This is a genomic window from Paraburkholderia dioscoreae (assembly GCF_902459535.1).
GTDB classification, from domain to species: domain Bacteria; phylum Pseudomonadota; class Gammaproteobacteria; order Burkholderiales; family Burkholderiaceae; genus Paraburkholderia; species Paraburkholderia dioscoreae.
In genome coordinates this window covers 2711178-2729077 of record NZ_LR699554.1, presented here as the reverse complement: position 1 = coordinate 2729077, position 17900 = coordinate 2711178, and the positions used below count along the sequence as shown (strand labels likewise).

The 17900-nt window shown below is 63.3% G+C and carries 14 protein-coding genes; 7 read left to right on the top strand and 7 right to left on the bottom strand.

Going from position 1 to position 17900, the window contains the following annotated elements:
- Positions 1-19 precede the first annotated feature (19 nt).
- The 7 genes from PDMSB3_RS32385 to PDMSB3_RS32355 all read right to left on the bottom strand — a co-directional run bounded on the left by PDMSB3_RS32385 (position 20) and on the right by PDMSB3_RS32355 (position 8040).
- Positions 20-1600: an OprD family outer membrane porin gene (locus PDMSB3_RS32385; RefSeq protein WP_007177978.1), complete on the bottom strand. Its 1581-nt coding sequence runs from the start codon at positions 1598-1600 to the stop codon at positions 20-22.
- A 153-nt stretch (positions 1601-1753) separates the two neighbouring features.
- Positions 1754-2800 carry an ABC transporter ATP-binding protein gene (locus PDMSB3_RS32380; RefSeq protein ID WP_165189079.1) on the bottom strand — a complete coding sequence of 349 codons (1047 nt, stop codon included), beginning with the start codon at positions 2798-2800 and terminating at the stop codon, positions 1754-1756.
- Entirely contained in the window at positions 2797-3795 is a 999-nt protein-coding gene (locus tag PDMSB3_RS32375) for an ABC transporter ATP-binding protein (RefSeq protein ID WP_007177976.1), read from the bottom strand. Before PDMSB3_RS32375 ends, PDMSB3_RS32380 begins: the two co-directional genes overlap by 4 nt.
- Position 3796: 1 nt before the next feature.
- Positions 3797-4711 carry an ABC transporter permease gene (locus PDMSB3_RS32370; RefSeq protein ID WP_007177975.1) on the bottom strand — a complete coding sequence of 305 codons (915 nt, stop codon included), beginning with the start codon at positions 4709-4711 and terminating at the stop codon, positions 3797-3799.
- Positions 4712-4714: 3 nt separating this feature from the next.
- A complete protein-coding gene (locus PDMSB3_RS32365; RefSeq protein WP_165189077.1) occupies positions 4715-5653 on the bottom strand; it encodes an ABC transporter permease subunit in 939 nt (312 codons plus the stop codon).
- A gap of 16 nt (positions 5654-5669) precedes the next feature.
- A complete protein-coding gene (locus PDMSB3_RS32360; RefSeq protein ID WP_165189075.1) occupies positions 5670-7286 on the bottom strand; it encodes a peptide ABC transporter substrate-binding protein in 1617 nt (538 codons plus the stop codon).
- 181 nt (positions 7287-7467) lie between these two features.
- A complete protein-coding gene (locus PDMSB3_RS32355; protein ID WP_007177972.1) occupies positions 7468-8040 on the bottom strand; it encodes a cupin domain-containing protein in 573 nt (190 codons plus the stop codon).
- A 928-nt stretch (positions 8041-8968) separates the two neighbouring features.
- Here PDMSB3_RS32355 and PDMSB3_RS32350 point away from each other — a divergent pair.
- The 7 genes from PDMSB3_RS32350 (at position 8969) to PDMSB3_RS32320 (ending at position 17698) form a co-directional block, all read left to right on the top strand.
- Entirely contained in the window at positions 8969-10510 is a 1542-nt protein-coding gene (locus PDMSB3_RS32350) for a peptide MFS transporter (RefSeq protein ID WP_007177971.1), read from the top strand.
- 159 nt (positions 10511-10669) lie between these two features.
- On the top strand, positions 10670-12142 hold the full coding sequence (gene pdxR / locus PDMSB3_RS32345) for a MocR-like pyridoxine biosynthesis transcription factor PdxR (protein ID WP_007177970.1): 1473 nt from the start codon (positions 10670-10672) through the stop codon (positions 12140-12142).
- A 318-nt stretch (positions 12143-12460) separates the two neighbouring features.
- Positions 12461-12913: an HU family DNA-binding protein gene (locus PDMSB3_RS32340; RefSeq protein ID WP_007177969.1), complete on the top strand. Its 453-nt coding sequence runs from the start codon at positions 12461-12463 to the stop codon at positions 12911-12913.
- 404 nt (positions 12914-13317) lie between these two features.
- A complete protein-coding gene (locus tag PDMSB3_RS32335) occupies positions 13318-14727 on the top strand; it encodes a circularly permuted type 2 ATP-grasp protein (protein WP_007177968.1) in 1410 nt (469 codons plus the stop codon).
- A 165-nt stretch (positions 14728-14892) separates the two neighbouring features.
- Positions 14893-15843 carry an alpha-E domain-containing protein gene (locus tag PDMSB3_RS32330; RefSeq protein WP_007177967.1) on the top strand — a complete coding sequence of 317 codons (951 nt, stop codon included), beginning with the start codon at positions 14893-14895 and terminating at the stop codon, positions 15841-15843.
- Between the two features lie 11 nt (positions 15844-15854).
- Positions 15855-16655, top strand: a complete 801-nt coding sequence (locus PDMSB3_RS32325) for a transglutaminase family protein (RefSeq protein ID WP_007177966.1) — start codon at positions 15855-15857, stop codon at positions 16653-16655.
- 170 nt (positions 16656-16825) lie between these two features.
- On the top strand, positions 16826-17698 hold the full coding sequence (locus PDMSB3_RS32320) for a proteasome-type protease (protein WP_007177965.1): 873 nt from the start codon (positions 16826-16828) through the stop codon (positions 17696-17698).
- The last annotated feature ends 202 nt before the right edge of the window (positions 17699-17900 follow it).

The window sequence follows — 17900 nt, the reverse complement described above, 5'->3', positions numbered from 1 at the left end:
CTCGAACGCTTGCAACCGCTTAGAAGACCTTCACCGGCACATTCACCACCAGCCGGTATTCCATGTTGTTGCCATCCGAGTAGTGGTACTGGCTGTTATGCCACATGGCGATGAACGTGACCTTCGTATCCTTGAAGCGTCCGCTTTGCAGCGTGTAGCTGGGAATGAAGCCGAACTCGTGGTGATGGCCATGCACCGGCTCGCCGTTCTTCCAGTAGAGATCATGCAGCGCTGCCGAAGGCGAAGCATTCTCCGCCGCGCCGGCCGACGCATCCGCGCCCCAGCCGTATTGCCCCCAGAACATCGCCTTGAGTCCCGGCACGCCGGCGTATTTGCCGTCGAACGTATAGCGCAACTGCAGCGACTGCTCGTGCGGCGCGTTGTAGTCCACGTCCATCGAGTTGGTCAGGTAGATGCCGTTGGTCTCGTTGACGTAGTCGAAGAACTGGTCGCCGAGCACCTGCTGGTAACCGAGCAGGAGCGCATGCGGGCCATGCTGCGCGGAAACCGACACGCTGTAGGCGTTGCTGTTGATGTGCCCCTGACGTGACGCGCCGGTGTCGTGCGTCGAATAGACGTTCGCGAGCCCGCTCCACTTGATCGTGGCCGGATCGCCGCACGACTGCGCGACCGAGCCGTAGTACTGACGCCAGACGTCGTCGGCCTGATCGACGTAAAGGGCCATCTCGCCGTTCTTCGCGTAGTGCCACGTGCCGCCCACATAAGTGAGGCGATCGATGCGCGTGCCGCCATACGAAGTAGTGAGATTGCTCAGGTTCGTGTGACCGCGTGCGTCGACCTTGGTGAAGCTGCCGGCCTGAAGCTCGGTGTGCGCGAGATCGTTGCTGACCATCGAGACGCCGAGAAAAGTCGGCGGCAGCGCGCGATTGTCGTGTGGTTCGAGGAACGGGTTGGTGACGATCTGCAACCCGTATTTCACGACCGTTTCCGAAATGCGCCCCTTGATGTCGTACATGCCGGGATATGCCCACGCGAGTTGTTCCGAACCGCCGCCGTCCTTGCCCACGTGCACCATGTTGCCCGCGCCGTTGCCGCCGTCGAGCTTGAGCGCGCCGAACAACGAGGCGTCCACGCCGAAGCCGAGCGGTCCTTGCGTGTAGCCGGATTCATAGTTGGCCTGCACGCCCTGAACCCACGCGTGACGATAGATCGTGTCCGGTGCCTGGAAGTAGTCGGCATAGTTGCGAAACTGCAGATTCAGATGGCTGTCGGCGATGAAACCCTTGCTCGCTGCCTGGCCCGACAGCGGTACTGGCGGTAAGACGGTCTGAGTGGCTTCGGCGTTGACGATGGCATTGGTGGTGTCCGGCTGGTCGTTACGCACCTGGCCGCCCTGGTCGGCCCGGCGCTTGCCAGATGGATTGCTTTGCGCCGCCGACGAGTCCGCAGCATGTTGCGTGGGGGACGACAACGTTTGCGCGAGCGTTTGAGTTTTAGACGTTCTGGAGGTGGGCTCCGTCACGCTGTCATCGGCATACGCGTTCGTGGCTAGCGTCAACGCGGGAAGCGTGAACGCGCAGTAAAAGAAAGTCGCGGCTCCGGTTTTTTTTGACCGCTTTTTTGATCGGGTATCTTTCATGAAATACGTCTCTGATTATTGTGATGAATCTTTGGCTGGCGGTTAGCCAGTCCACGTTTATCGTTCGTCATGCTGATGACAGGACGAACGCATCCAGCGGCGCGACGGCTCGCCGCGCCGGGAATACGGTTTTAACTTCTCAGGTTCGTTGCTTTAGCGGTGGGCCGAAAAGGCTTCCTGTGGGGCATCCACCACGCGAATGCATGCGACGCGTGTCGCATTGGCACCGTGCGTGACAGGTTGCGGAATTTCCTCCCCGCAGGCTTCGATCGCATCCGGGCAGCGCGTGCGAAACGCGCAACCGGAGGGCGGGTTGAGCGGCGAGGCAATCTCGCCGCGCAACAGCAGATGACGGCGCGCCCGTTCCACCACCGGATCGGGCACCGGCACGGCCGAGAGCAACGCCCGCGTGTACGGATGGCGCGGCGTGCCGTACACCTCGCGCTTGTCGCCGAACTCCATCACACGTCCCAGATACATCACCAGCACGCGGTGGCTGATCGCTTTCACCACGGCCAGATCGTGCGCGACGAACAACAACGAGAGCGACAATTCGCGTTGCAGATCGCGCAACAGGTTGACGATCTGCGCCTGGATCGACACGTCGAGCGCGGACACCGGCTCGTCGCAGATCACCAGTTGCGGCTCGCCGATCAGCGCGCGTGCAATGCCTACCCGCTGGCACTGGCCGCCGGAGAACTCGTGCGGATAACGGCGCAGATGCTGCGCGTTGAGGCCGACCCGTTCGAGTATGGTCAGCACGCGCCGCTGCACATCGGCGCGCGCGATGTCCTGGCCGTGCGTCGTCAACGGTTCGGCGATGATCTGTTCGATCGTCATGCGCGGATCGAGGGAGGCGAGCGGATCCTGGAAAATCATCTGCACGTCGCGGCGCAAACGCGATGTATCGCGGCGCGCACCCGGCAGCACGGTTTCGTCGCCGAGCCAGCGCACGCTGCCGCTCGCCACGGGTGCGAGCCCGATGATCGCGCGCGCGAGCGTCGACTTGCCACAACCCGATTCGCCGACAAGGCCCACGGTTTCGCCGCGCCGCACGTTGAACGACACGCCGTCCACCGCGCGCAGCGTCGCTTTGCCGGACCACGGAAAGCCGCCGCGCGGCACGCCGAATTGCACCTTGAGATTGTCGACGCGGAGCAACGTTGCTGCGTCCTGATTCGCGATAGGCGTGGCGTTCATATGTGTTGTGCCTCCAGGATTTCGCCTGCCGGTTTAAAGCATGCGCGCAGGGCGTCGGGATAGCCTTCTGCAGCAACAAGGGACGGGCGCGATTCGCGGCAGCGCTCGGTGCAATACCCGCAGCGCGGCGCGAACGCGCAGCCCGCGCCGACCTCGCCGGGCAGCGGCGGATTGCCCGGAATGGTTTGCAGCGGACGCTCGTCGTCATCGTCGGTCAGACGCGGCAGCGCGTTCAGCAGGCCGAGCGTGTACGGATGCGTCGGCGCGGCGAACAGCGCGGCGGCGCTCGCCTGCTCGACGGTCTGGCCGGCGTACATCACCATCACGTCGTCGCACAGGCCGGCCACCACGCCCATGTCGTGCGTGATCAGAATGATCGCCGTGCCGCGTTCGCGGTTCAGTTCGCGCAGCAGTTCGATGATCTGCGCCTGCACGGTCACGTCGAGCGCGGTGGTGGGTTCGTCGGCAATCAGGATTTCGGGTTCGGAAAGCAAGGCCATTGCGATCATCACGCGTTGCCGCATGCCGCCGGAAAATTCGTGCGGATACATGTTGATGCGGCGCGCGGCATCCGGAATACGCACCGATTCCAGCGTTTCGATCGCGCGGCGGCGCGCTTCGCGGCGCGACATGTTGCGGTGCAGTTGCAACGTCTCGGTCATCTGCCGCTCGATCGTCAGGAACGGATTGAGCGAGGTCATCGGATCCTGAAAGATCATGCCGATGCGGTCGCCGCGAATCCGGTTCAGCGCCGCTTCGTTCATGGTCAGCAGGTTTTCGCCGCGATACGTCGCGCTGCCCGACACCTTGCCGTTGCCGGCCAGCAGCCCCAGTAATGCCATCACGGTCTGACTTTTTCCGGAGCCCGATTCGCCGACAATGCCGAGCGTGCGGCCCGCTTCCAGCGAAAACGACACGCCTTGCACCGCGTCGACGGGTGCGCCTTCGCGGCGCGTAAAGCGCACGCTGAGGTCTTTGACTTCGAGTAGCGGCATGTCAACGGTCCTTCGGATCGAATGCGTCGCGCAAACCGTCGCCGACGAAATTCACGCAATACAGCGTCACGCACAGCATCACGGCGGGGCACAGCAGCAGCCAGGGCATGGATTCGAGCTTCTGCGCGCCGTCCTGAATCAGCACGCCCCAGCTCGTCATCGGCTCCTGCACGCCGAGGCCGAGGAACGACAGCACCGATTCCGTCAGCACGATGTTCGGCACCGTCACGCTCGCATACACCACGACCACGCCGAACAGATTCGGCACGATGTGGCGCGCGATGATCGAACGCGAACTCACGCCGATCGCCTTTGCGGCGTCGATGAATTCGCGCGAGCGCAGCGACAGCGTCTGGCCGCGCACCACGCGCGCCATGTCGAGCCACGAGAACGCGCTGATGGTGAGCACGACCAGATAGAACGCGCGGCCGAACATGGTCATCATCAGAATCGCGATCAGCATGTAGGGAATCGCGTACATCATGTCGACGATCCGCATCATCACCGCGTCGACGCGGCCGCCCAGATAGCCGGCGGTCGCGCCGTACGCGACGCCGATCAACCCCGACACGAGCGTGCCGAGCAGGCCGACTTCGAGCGAGACACGCCCGCCTTGCAGCGTGCGCGCGAGCAGATCGCGGCCGAGTTCGTCGGTGCCGAACCAGTGCATGTTCTGCAAGGTGGGCGGCAGACTGATCGCGCTCCAGTCGCTATCGATCGGATTGTTCGGCAGGAACCACGGGCCGGCTACGCAGGCGATCACGATCAGCATCAGCACAACGAAGCCGGCAAAGGCGGCGCGGTTGCGCACGAAGCGCCACGCGGCGGTGGCGAGCGGGCCGCGCGAACGCGGCGCCCTGGCGATGGCCGCGAGCGGATCGAGCGCCGCGGCAGTCGATTGAATTGAGCGGGGCATGGATCAGTACCGGATGCGCGGATCGAGCCACGCATACGCGAGGTCGACCAGCAGATTGAACAGCACGGCGATTGCGGTTGTCAGCACGACGAGGCCGAGCACGAGGGTGTAATCGCGATTGATCGCGCCATTGACGACCAGCTGGCCGAGACCCGGCAGCGCGAACACCGATTCGGTGACCACTGCGGCGGTGATCGACGAGATGCAGATCGAGCCGAGCAGCGAGACGACCGGCATCAGCGCCGGCTTCATGGCGTGGCGCAACACGATCGTGCGGCCCGGCAAACCCTTGGCGCGCGCCGTGCGGATGAAGTTGCCCGACAGCACTTCGATCATGCTGCCGCGCATCACGCGGGCAATCGCGGCGACGTTGATGATGGTCAGCAGCACGATGGGCAGCACGCGATAGCGCCATTCGCCTTCGCCCCAGCCGCCGGCCGGCAGCCAGCCGTGTCCTTCGGAAGTCTTCAGCAGGATCGCGAAGATCCACACCAGCACCGGCCCAAGCACGAAAGGCGGCACCACGTTGCCGAGATTGCCGAGCACCATCACGAAGTGATCGACGAAGCGGTCGCGCCGCACCGCTGCCACGGTGCCGAGCGCGACGCCGATCACGAGCGCGATCGGCACCGACACGCCGCCCACGCCGAGACTCACCGGCAGCGCTTTCCACACGAGGTCGTTGACCGACCAGTCGGCATAGCGGAACGACGGCCCGAGGTCGCCGTGCAGCAGCGAACCGAGGTAGTGGAAGTACTGCAGCCACAACGGTTCGTCGAGGTGATACCTGGCGTTGAGGTTCGCGAGCACGGCGGCCGAGAGTTGCTTCTCGGTGTCGAACGGGCCGCCCGGGGTGAGATGCAGCAGCAGATAGCACGCGGTAATCACGGCGAGAATCGTCGGGATCGCCCAGAGCGTGCGGCGCAGCGTATAGGCCAGCATGACGGTGCTCCCGCGCTTAGTGCTTGATCAGATACATGTCTTGCGTGGCGCGCTGATCGACGTAGTTGGTCGACGTGTAGCCGCCCACATACGGCTTCACCAGCCGGTCCGCCGAGTACTGGAAGAGCGGCACCAGCGGGTAGTCGTTCATCGCCATATCGTGTGCCTGCGTGAGCAGGGCGGTGCGCTTCGCGTCGTCGAGCTGCTGGTTGGCCTGATCGACCAGTTTGTCCACTTGCGGGTTGCAGTAGCGCTGATCGTTCTGCACGCTGTTGCAGCGGATCAGATCGAAATACGACATGGCGTCGTTATAGTCGACGAACCAGCCATCGCGCGAGGCCTGCACCTTGCCGTCGTGGCGCTGCTTGAGCAGCACCTTGTATTCGACGTTCTCCAGTTTCGCGTTCACGCCGAGCTTGGTGCGCCATTCGGAGGTGGCGAAGAGCGCCACCTTCTTGTGCAGGTCGTTGGTGTTATAGGTCAGCGTGAACGTGAGCGGCTTGGTCTCCGAATAACCGGCCTGCTTCAGCAGATTGCGGGCGTAGTCCACGCGCTTGGGCATCGGCCACGTGGACCAGTCGGGCTTGAAGACGGCCGCCCCTTGCGTGCCCTTGGAAATCAGGCCGTACATCGGCAGTTCGCCGTCCGCGGTGAGGCGCTGGGTCAGCAGGTCGCGGTCGAGCACCATCGAGAGTGCCTGGCGCACGCGCTTGTCCTTGAACAGCGGGTCTTCGTTATTCAGGCTGTAGTAGTAAGTGGCGATCTGCAGGCCGGTTTTCAGTTCGGAGCCGAACTGCCTGCTCACCTGCGCATAGATGCCGGAGGGGATCGAATACGTGTAGTCGAACTGACCAGCCTGATACATGCGCATGGCCGTTTCGTCGTTTTCGATCGGCAGGTAGGTCACTTTCGTGATCACGACCTTGCCGGCGTTCCAGTACGTCTTGCTCTTCGTGCCCACCAGACGGTTGCTCGGCTGCCAGTCCGTCAGCATGTAAGGCCCGTTGCCGACGAAGTTGCCCGGCCGGGTCCACTCGCCGCCGAACTTCGTCACGACGTCGCGGTTGACCGGCGCCATGGTCGGCATGGCGGCCAGTTGCGGGAAGAAGGCGGCGGGCACTTCGGTAGTGACTTCCAGCGTGTACGGATCGACGGCGCGCGCGGCGAGGCTCGTGAGCGGCGCCTTGCCGGCGAGAATCGCCTTGGCGTTCTTCACGAATTCGACCAGCACGGTGTACTTCGAGCCGGTCTTCGGATCGAGCACGCGCTGCCATGCATAGATGAAGTCCGCTGCCGTGACCGGCTGACCGTTGCTCCAGCGCGCATCGTGGCGCAGCTTGAACACCCACGTATCGGGCCCGGTGCGCGTCCACGATTGCGCGACGCCCGGCACCACCGCGCCGGTCGCGTCGATGCGCGTCAGGCCTTCGAACAGGTCGAGCGCGATCGTATTGCCGGTCCACGATTCGATATGCGCGGGGTCGAGCGATTCGGTTTCAGCCGGCACCTGCCGGGTGATTTCCTGGCTCGCGGCGAGCGTGACGCCGGCCGGCACGTTGACGGCAAAAGCGGACGGGGCAAACGTGAGGACGAGCGCGGTTAGCGCCGTCGCGTAGACGAACGGGGTTTTCATCGATTGAGATCGCAGGAAAGGTCGAGAGAGAAACGCGCTGGCGCCGGGGCGCCGGTCTAGCTGCGTTGCTCGGGCCAGGGCGGCCCTTGTTGCTCGTGTTGGTAGCGCGACATGCAGGATTCCTTACATTTCGTAATGCAGGCAATCCCTGGCCGGGTCGACCGGATAAGGTGCCTGCTCTTCAGAACAGTCTTGGCGTGCCCACCCAGACGACCACCGACTCGATGCGCGCGGTGTTCACCCAGCTGTGCGGTACCGTCGATTCGTAATGCGCGCTGTCTCCCGCGTGCAACACGAACGTCTTGCCTTCCAGTGTCAACGACACTTCGCCGTCGATCACATACATAAACTCTTCTCCGGCATGCGTGGTGACTTCGGAGCGCTTCTGCCCGGGCGGCATCCTCACCAGGATCGCTTCGAGTTGACGGCCGCCCGTCACGTTGGTCAGCCGCGCAAACAGATTGGCCGAATCCGCAAAACCGAAAAACCTCAACTGATCGCCGCGGCTCACGCAGCGTTCCTCGCTGGGTGTGTCGACGAAATACTGCACCGTGACCCCGAGTGCGTTTGCGATCCCCGCCAACGACGTGATGGACGGCGACGCGAGACCACGCTCCACCTGCGACAGAAACGGCTTGGAAATACCCGCCGCGGTTGCCGTGTCATCCAGCGTGCGCTTGAGGCGTTGCCGCAGCGCGCGGATCTTGCTGCCGATTTCTAGTGCCGGATTGCTCTTTTGAATTGTCGTGACCATAGCAGGAGGAAATTAGCCCGTCAAAATTTGTTTGATATATGTAAATATGTTTTGATTGCGGTCTGGACGGGGCAGCAGGTCTAATCCGCGCCGGGCGATGCAGGAGACCGCAATTCGAGATAGCACTCTATGTTGCCAGAATCGAAACTAAACCCGGCCAAAATGACCGTTTATTTCCGAAAACGGCAAAGCAGATGCGGAAATGGCTGCAGTATGCGCGCCGGTCAACGCGTCTATTCAATTTGCGTATCAGGAGGATTAAAGGCATGACACTACAGACTATTTTCGGCCGCAGGCGCCAATGCGGCAAAGCCGTAAGGCACGGTAAGCATAGGTTGTCGACGCGGAATCAGTGAATTCCCTGAGTGACTCGACATGCTTCTGTTTGCAGAATCAGCCCCGCTTGCGGAAGGGCGCGGGTGTGCATACCACACGCGAGTCAGGCCGCAGTTTCTCATTCCGCCCGCAGCGATCCTGTGCGGTGGAGCACTGTCCGGCACGTTCCAACCGAACACCTGCCGGCGTAAGGATATGACCATCACCGCCGATTTTCCCCGCCGCGGGCCGTGCGCCCGTCGCTGCCTCGCACCGCCGTCATCTGCGGGCCGCAGCATTTCCGTTCGCCACGATGCTTTATCATTGCGCCCGCTCCGCACGCCGGAGTTCGAGCCCGATGTGGCGCCGCGCGCCCCAAGGGCGCTCCCTGCGAGCCGTCCCGCACGCGGACCTGTTTCGTCGCGTATCGCGAGGCGCGTTTCCGTCCGATCCTCTGGTTTCTCTGCTGGTTTGGGGCTCCGTCGCGGATGAGTGCGTTCGCGCCGACGCCAACACATAGGCATGACGTCGCCGGCTGTCTTTCCAGATTCCGTTTCACGCGCCGCGCGACCAGCTCGCGCGACGCTGCAACCGTTTGAACAAGAGGTACATGATGAATTCATCCAATCCGCCCGGCGCGCGCGTGTCGCAGACCCGTTCGTTTTCGACGGTCTTTCTGATCGAGATGTGGGAGCGCTTCGGTTACTACGGTATGGCCGCGCTGCTGGTCCTGTTCATGATCGACAAGCTGCAGTTCAGCGACAGCCACGCCACCCTCACGTGGGGCGCATTCACGGCACTGGTGTATGCGTCACCTTCGATCGGCGGCTGGATCGGCGACAAGATTCTCGGTGCGCGCCGCACCATGATCTTCGGCGCCGGCGTGCTGTCGGTCGGCTATTTCATGCTGGCGCTGCCCAACGACCAGCTCGCCTACATGTACGCGTCGCTCGGCGTGATCGTGGTGGGCAACGGCCTCTTCAAGGCCAACGCCGCGAATCTCGTGCGCCGTATCTATGAGGGCGACGACGCGCGCATCGACAGCGCGTTCACGATTTACTACATGGCGGTCAACATCGGCTCGACGGTGTCGATGCTCGCCACGCCGTGGATCAAGGACCATTGGGGCTGGCACACGGCGTTTGCCGTCTGCTGCGCGGGAATGCTGCTGTCGGTGCTGAACTACTTCGTCATGTTCCGCACGCTCGCGCATATCGGCTCCGCGCCGGACGCCGAACCGGTGCGCTGGAAACGCGTCGGCGCGGTCGCGCTGGGCGGCCTCGCGCTCGGCGCGGCGACCATGTTCGTGCTGCAGCACAAGGCGATCGCGGTGGCCTGCGTGTACACGGCGGGCGTCGCGATTCTGGCGATCTTCGGCTACATGCTGGTGAAGTGCGAACGCTCGGAGCGTTCCGGTCTGGTTGCCGCGCTGATCCTGACCGCGCAGGTGATCCTGTTCTTCGTGTTCTACGTGCAGATGTCGACCTCGCTCACGCTGTTCGCGCTGCGCAACGTCGATCCGCGTTTCATCCTGTTCGGCCAGACGTGGTTCACGTGGAGCGCCGCGCAATTCCAGGCGCTCAACCCGATCTGGATCATGTTGCTGAGCCCGCTGCTCGCGCTGCTTTATACGAAACTCGCGAAGAGCGGCAAGGACGTGCCTGTAGCGGTGAAGTACGCGTTCGGTTTCGCCGTGGTCGCGGCCGGCTTCTTCGTCTACGCGGCGAGCGGAAATTACGCGGTGAACGGGCGCGTGTCGTCGTGGTTCATGGTGGGCGGCTACGGCCTGTATTCGCTCGGCGAACTGCTGGTGAGCGGTCTCGGGCTCGCCATGATCGCGCGCTACGTACCGGCGCGCATGAGCGGTTTCATGATGGGCGCGTACTTCGTCGCGACCGGCGTGTCGCAATATCTGGGCAGCGTGGTTGCGAATTTCGCGCAGATGCCGGCGGGTGACATGGATCCGCTCGAATCGTTGCCGCTTTACACCAAGCTGTTCACCGGGTTGGGCTGGCTCGCGGCGGTAGGCGCGCTGGTGGCGGTCCTGCTATTGCCGTTGATGCGCAAGCTGTCGCGCGAACATCAGCGTTGCAGCGACGAAGCCCGCGAGAGCGCACGGCAAACCGCGGCACTGAACGGCGTGGTAGCGGAGTAATCCGCCGCAACGCCGGTAGCGGCGCGAAGGCGCCGCCGAACGGCATGAGTCGATCTTCCTCGTAAATGACCACGCCGACAGCGGCGACAGGGGTAAGCTTACGATCGACAGTGGTCCTCCGAAACAACTGTTTGCCGGACACTTGAGGTAGCCACCCGGATGGAAATCCATATCGCGGTCGAAGGGCATCACGATCTGTCCGGACAGATCTATCGGCAATTGCGCGCCGGCATTCTCGAAGGGCGCCTTGCCGGTGGCACGCGCCTGCCGTCCACGCGCGATCTCGCCACGCAACTGGGCGTTTCGCGCAAGACCACACTCGACGTATTCGAGCGGCTGCTCTCCGAAGGCTATCTCAGCGCCCGTGCCGGCTCGGGCACTTTCGTTGCCGACGGCCTGGAGCGTTTGCCGGTGGAGCGCTCCTCGCATGCGCGGGCGGTGGAATCGTCGCGCGAGCGGGTCAGGGCGAAGACCGCCGCGCGCGCGCAGCCGCTGTGGGAAGACATGCCCGAGCGCCTGGCGTTGCCGCGGCCTTTGGCGCTGTTGCCGCAGGACTTCGTTGGCGGCGCGACGGATAAGACGCTGTTTCCCTTCGAGGTCTGGCGCCGCTGCGTGAATCGTGCGTTGCGCGCGCAATCGCGCGGCCCCGGCACATATCGCGATGCGGCCGGCGAGCAGGAGTTGCGCCTCGCGATCTCGCGCTACCTGGCCTTCAACCGCGCGGTGGCGAGTAACTGGGAAGACGTGATCGTGACGCAAGGCGCGCAGCACGCGCTCGATCTGCTTGCGCGCATCAGCTTGCGTGCAGGCGAAGTCGCGGCGATCGAGGATCCCGGTTATTCGCCGGCCCATGCGTGCCTGAAGGCCACCGGCGCGCGCGTGGTGCCCGTGCCGGTGGATGCGGAAGGCCTGATCGTGAGCAAGCTGCCGGACAAGGCGCGGCTCGTCTACGTGACGCCTTCGCATCAGTTTCCGCTCGGCATGCCGATGAGTCTGGAGCGCCGCGTCGAATTGCTCGAATGGGCGCAGAAGCGCGGCGCGGTGATCATCGAAGACGACTACGACTGCGAGTACCGCTTTGAAGGCCGGGCGATGGAGCCGCTGAAAAGCCTCGACCGCGCCGGCCTCGTGGCGTACGTGGGCACGTTTTCAAAGACGATCTTTCCCGAACTGCGGGTCGGCTACGTCGTGCCGCCGGCCTCGCTCTATGGTCCGCTGCTCAAGGCGCGCCAGATCACCGACTGGCACGGCTGCACGCTCACGCAAACCGCGCTCGCGTCCTTCATGCTCAACGGCGACTTCGCCAAGCACCTGCGGCGCATGCACAAGATCTACGCGGCGCGCCGCGCGATGCTGCTCGCCCATTTGCACGGCGGCCTCGCGCCCTGGTTCGAACCGATCGTGCCCACGGCCGGCATCCATATGGCGGCGCGCCTGAAAGCGCCGCTGACGGAGCAGGCCCTGGTGAGCGCGGCGCGTGAAGCATCGATCGGCTTATATGGGCTCGCGGCTTTTCATCTGCGCGTCAAGGCGCAGCCGGGCCTGATCTTCGGCTACGGCAATATTGCAGTCGAGGATATCGATGCGGCGCTCACGAAGCTCGCCGGCATTCTCCCGCGGCTCGTGCAATAAGCACGCGAGCCGCGACGTCTTTTTTGCGATGATCGAGCGGGTCGCGGCAATCCCCCGGCGCAGAAAGTGCCGTTATTCATGCATCGAAATGACTTGTAACGTACGTTACGCGTCCGTGTCGCGAGCTCGCCGACGCACGTTTACCCGCTAAAACAAGCATCAAAATGTGTTGTGCAGTCTGCGCCGCGCAACAAACCTTCGCTGTTATACATAAAAGAGTCGCGCAAATCGCATTAGCGCTTGTAGAATCCGGCGTTGAAGCGTGCGCATACCGTGCACGCTTCGTGCAATTCACTGACCACAACAGGTAGGAGAAACATGCCGACTTCCGCAAAAAAGGTGGCCAAGAAGGCTGCTGCCCCGGTACCGACCAAGAAGGTTGCTGCAAAGAAAGTTCCTGCGAAGAAGGCCGTCGCAGCTAAGAAGGTCGCCGTGAAGGCGTCCAGCGCTCCCTCGCCGATCAAGGACACCTTCACGAAGGCCTCGCTGGCTGCACATGTCGCTGAACGCGCCGCTGTGGAACCGAAGACCGCCAAGGCCGTTCTGGCTGCGCTCGAAGACACCATCCTCGGCGCAGTGCATAAGAAGGGCGCTGGCGAATTCACGCTGTCGGGTCTTCTGAAGATCGTCGTGCAAGCTGTGCCGGCGAAGAAGAAGCGCTTCGGCAAAGACCCGTTCTCGGGTGAAGAGCGTTGGTTCCCGGCCAAGCCGGCTAGCGTGCGCATCAAGGCACGTCCGCTGAAGAAGCTAAAAGACGCTGCTGCAGGCTGATCACGTTTCACGCGTCGGCGCTGTTTTTAACAATGGCTGACGCTTGAAATGCCCGCAGGGGAGTACCCTTCGGGAACGATCCTCAATGCACGTTGCCTGAGTCCCCGTGGGTGCAAATCCACGGGGATTTTTCATGCGCGTTCATGGTTTCGCGAATGCGGGCGCGGTTATAAGAACTTTCCTCGCGCACGCACCGCAGTGCTGCGCATGCACCGTACTAGCGCATCATGGGCCGCCGCAGTACGATGGCACCGGAGCCTTGCCGGGCGGGATGCGCTGTTCGCGTGCATACACCGTGTGTAGTGCGTGAAAAGCTCAATGGCATAGCGCTTGCTTGATCGATTGTCGAACACCGAATGCGCAGCGCATTCGCCTTCTATCCGACAACAAGAGCGGGGCGTGACATGCGATGCTATGACGAGATGCGTCATCATGACGATGCCGTGCGGCCACACTACGCGCGCTTTGAGCGGTGGCTGGTGAAGCAGGGCAACGAGGCGATCGCACGCAAGCGTGCGGAAGCCGACCTGCTGTTTCGCCGGGTCGGCATTACCTTCGCGGTGAACGGCGACCTGTCCGGCACCGAGCGGCTGATTCCCTTCGACCTGATTCCGCGCATCATTCCGCGCAGCGAATGGCAGACGCTGGAGGCCGGTTTGCGCCAGCGGGTGCAGGCGCTCAATCTGTTCATCCACGACGTCTATCACGATCGCAACATCGTGCGCGCCGGCATCGTGCCGGCCGAGCAGGTCTATACCAACGCGCAATACCGGCCTGAAATGCAGGGTGTGAATGTGCCGCTCGGTGTTTACGCGCATATCGCCGGTGTGGACGTAGTGCGCGCGGGCGACGAAGGCGAGTTCTACGTGCTCGAAGACAACCTGCGCGTGCCGTCGGGCGTGTCCTACATGCTCGAAAACCGCAAGATGATGATGCGGCTGTTCCCCGAACTGTTCGTGCAGAACCGCATTGCGCCGGTCGCGCATTATCCCGATCTGCTGCTCGATACGCTGCGCTCGGTCGCGCCCGAAGGCGTCGACGATCCGGTCGTGGTGGTGCTCACGCCGGGCATGTACAACTCGGCGTATTTCGAGCACACCTTCCTCGCGCAGCAGATGGGCGTGGAACTGGTGGAAGGCAAGGATCTGTTCGTCGACGACAACTATGTGTTCATGCGCACCACGCAGGGACCGAAGCGCGTCGACGTGATTTACCGCCGCGTCGACGACGATTTTCTCGATCCGCTCGCTTTCCGCAACGACTCGGCGCTCGGCGTGCCGGGTCTGCTGACGGCGTACCGCGCCGGGCGCGTAGCGCTGGCGAATGCAATGGGCACCGGCATTGCCGACGACAAATCGATCTACCCGTACGTGCCGGAAATGATCGAGTTTTATCTCGGCGAGAAGCCGATCCTCAACAACGTGCCCACGTTCCAGTGCCGCAAGCCGGACGATCTGGCATACACGCTCGCGCATCTGCCGGAACTGGTGGTCAAGGAGGTGCACGGCGCGGGCGGCTACGGCATGCTCGTCGGGCCGGCTTCGACGAAGGCCGAAATCGAAGCCTTCCGCGAACGTCTGATTGCGCGTCCGGGCGGGTATATCGCGCAGCCCACGCTGGCGCTCTCCGCGTGCCCGACGTTCGTCGAAAGCGGCATCGCGCCGCGCCATATCGACTTGCGTCCGTTCGTGCTGTCCGGTAAGACCGTCACGATGGTCGCCGGCGGACTCACGCGCGTGGCGTTGCAGGAGGGCTCGCTCGTCGTCAATTCGTCGCAGGGAGGCGGGACCAAAGATACATGGATGGTCGACTGACGCGGTTGCCGATGCGGTTGCAATGCTTTACGCAACCGCGCCTGCAACCCAACGCGCCGGGGCGGCACGTGATACGCAACACGCGCGCCACCGGCGCATACGGATAACCAGCGCGGGCCTTTTACTTCGACGAAGGCCTCGCGTCATCAGATACGGAACGCCGTCATGCTAAGCCGAACCGCCGATCACCTTTTCTGGATGGCCCGCTACATGGAGCGCGCGGAGAACACCGCCCGCATGCTCGATATCAACCTGAAGGCGCTGCTATTGCCGCAGACGCCCGAACAGGAGGCGCGCGCACAACGCTCGGTGCTGCGCATTTCCGAACTCGAAACCGCGTTTGCGCAACGCTACGACGAACCGACCCGCGAGCACGTGCTCGATTTCATGGTGGCGGACGCGACCAATCCGTCGAGCATTCACTCGTGTTTGCAGGCCGCGCGCGAAAACGCCCGCGCGGTGCGTGGCACCTTGACGACCGAGTGGTGGGAAACCATCAACGATACGTGGCTCGAATTCAACGAGCGCATTTCGTCCGGACAGGCGGCGAACAATCCCGGCGCGCTGTTCGAATGGGTGAAGTTCCGCTCGCACCTCTCGCGTGGCGTGACGATCGGCACCGCGCTGCAGGACGACGCATTCTTCTTCACGCAACTCGGCACCTATCTGGAGCGCGCCGACAACACCGCGCGGATTCTCGACGTGCGCTTTGCCGACGTCGAACCGAATTCACGCGACGCCGCGCGCCAGCTCGAAGATTTTTATTACTGGACCTCGATTCTGAGCTCGGTGTCGGCGCTGGAGATCTATCGCAAGGTGTATCGCGACGTCGTCACGCCGGCGCGCGTGGTCGAACTGATGATCCTGAATCAGCAGATGCCGCGTTCGCTGCTGGCGTCGCTCGAAGGCGTCTGCGCGAATCTGGCGATGCTGCGCACCTCGGGTTCGAACCAGTGCGAGCGGTTCGCCGGCAAACTGCGCGCCGAACTTGTGTATTCCGACATCCGGCAGATTTTCGAGGCCGGCCTGCACGCCTATCTGACGCAGTTCCTCGCTCGTGTGTTCGAGCTAGGCAATCTGGTTGCGCGTACCTATCTGATGCTGCCAGTCGCCTGACGGAGTTTTTTATGTACCTGACGATCCGCCACGACACGTCCTATCGCTACGAAGCGACTGTCCATTATTCGATCCAGCAACTGCGTCTGACGCCGTCGAGCGGCGCCTCGCAGGTCGTGCGGCGCTGGAGCATCGACGCGCCGGGCAAGCTCGACGCGACTTTCGACGCTTACGGCAACGTGCTGCACACACTGGTCATCAACAAGCCGCATAGCGAGATTCGTCTGCATGTGGCCGGCGAGGTGGACACGATCCCGCTGATCGACGGCTATCTGCCCGACCCCATCGGCCCGATTCCGCTGGAGCATTTCACCTGTTCGACGCGGCTGACCGAGGCCGATGCCGCAGTCCGCGAGCTCGCCGAATCGGTGCCGAACCTGGCGAGCTCGGCGAACCTGATCGCGCTGTCCGAACGGATCGTGCAGCGCGTGAAGTACAACCCGGGCGTCACCGAAGTCACCAGCACGGCCGCCCAGGCGCTCGCGCTCGGCAACGGTGTGTGTCAGGACCACGCGCATCTGATGCTCGCGTGCTGCCGCGCGCGAGGCATTCCGGCGCGCTACGTGAGCGGCTATATCGAGCCGGGCGATGTGCCGCACGCTGCCAGCCACGCCTGGGTCGACGTATGGCTGGAGGGCACGGGCTGGATTTCCATCGATGTCACGCACGCCGCGTTCGCCAGTGAAATCTACTGCCGTCTCGCTGTCGCTCGAGACTATGAATCGGCCGCGCCGGTGCGCGGCCGGCGTATCGGCGGGCTGGAAGAACAGCTGAAGGTGTCCGTGATGGTCAGTGCGCAACAGCCGCAATAGCTGCGGAGAGAGGGTGACGGTCCGGAGAGGCCCGCTGGAGGCGCTAGTGAGCGCCAGCCCTCACAACCCATTCAGATTGGGCCCGCAAAGGCCGTAATACGGAATAGGGACGCATGCGCGCGGCATTACAATAGCGCCATTCAGTGGTTTTTTTGCAGGTACCTTTCCTTATGACTTACTGTGTCGCGATGTCCGTCGACGACGGTCTCGTGTTCCTCTCGGACACGCGCACCAATGCGGGCGTCGATCACATCAGCACCGCGCGCAAGATGTCGGTATTCGAGCAGCCGGGCGAGCGCATGCTCGTCCTGCTGGGCGCCGGCAATCTGTCGCTTACCCAGGCGGTGCTGCACGAACTGTCGGAACCCGCGGATCCGTCCCAACCCACGCTCTGGAGCGCGCCCACCATGGCCGACGCGGCCCGCGTGATCGGCCGCGCGGTGCGGTGCGTGCATCAGCGCGAGGCCGAAGCGTTGCAGGAATTCGGCGTCGATTTCAATTGCAGCTTTATTCTCGGCGGGCAGATCGCCGGCAACCGGCCGCGCCTGTTCATGATCTACGCGGCGGGCAATTTCATCGAGGCGTCGGCGGTGAATCCGTATTTCCAGATCGGCGAGGCGAAGTACGGCAAGCCGATCATCGACCGCGTGCTCACGCCGTCCACGCCGCTCGACGAGGCCGCCAAGTGCGCGCTGGTCTCCATGGACTCCACGCTGCGCTCGAACCTGTCGGTCGGGTTGCCGCTCGATCTGCTGGTCTATCAGAAGGATGCGCTGCGCGTCACGCGTTTCGTCTCGATCGATCACGACAACGCGTACTTCGAGATGATTCACCGTACGTGGGGTGAGCGGCTGCGCCAGGTGTTCGGCGAGATTCCCGACCCGGACTGGCAGGATTCGCCGAACGTGCCGTTGCTGCAGCGCGAGCGGGCGCTGGTGCTGTATCGCGCGCCGGTGGGCGCCGACGGCATCGAGCATGAACTCCACGCGAAGCCCGCGCAGACGCTGGCGCAGGCGGAGAAGGGCAAATCGCAGCGCAGGTAGGCTGTGCCGGCGAGGCCGAGGTCCGCCTTCCGTGATGAAGAAGCAGCCGTATAAGAAGCCGCTGTAGCGAAACAAGGTCGTCAGGCGCCCCAACCGGGTTGCTGGCGGCCTTTTTTGCGTCGTCCGGTGCGCGGGGCGGCCGCGTATCTGGCGAGCCGAAGCATCTGCGAGTGTGCGAGCGCGGTGCCGTGACGCGGGCCTG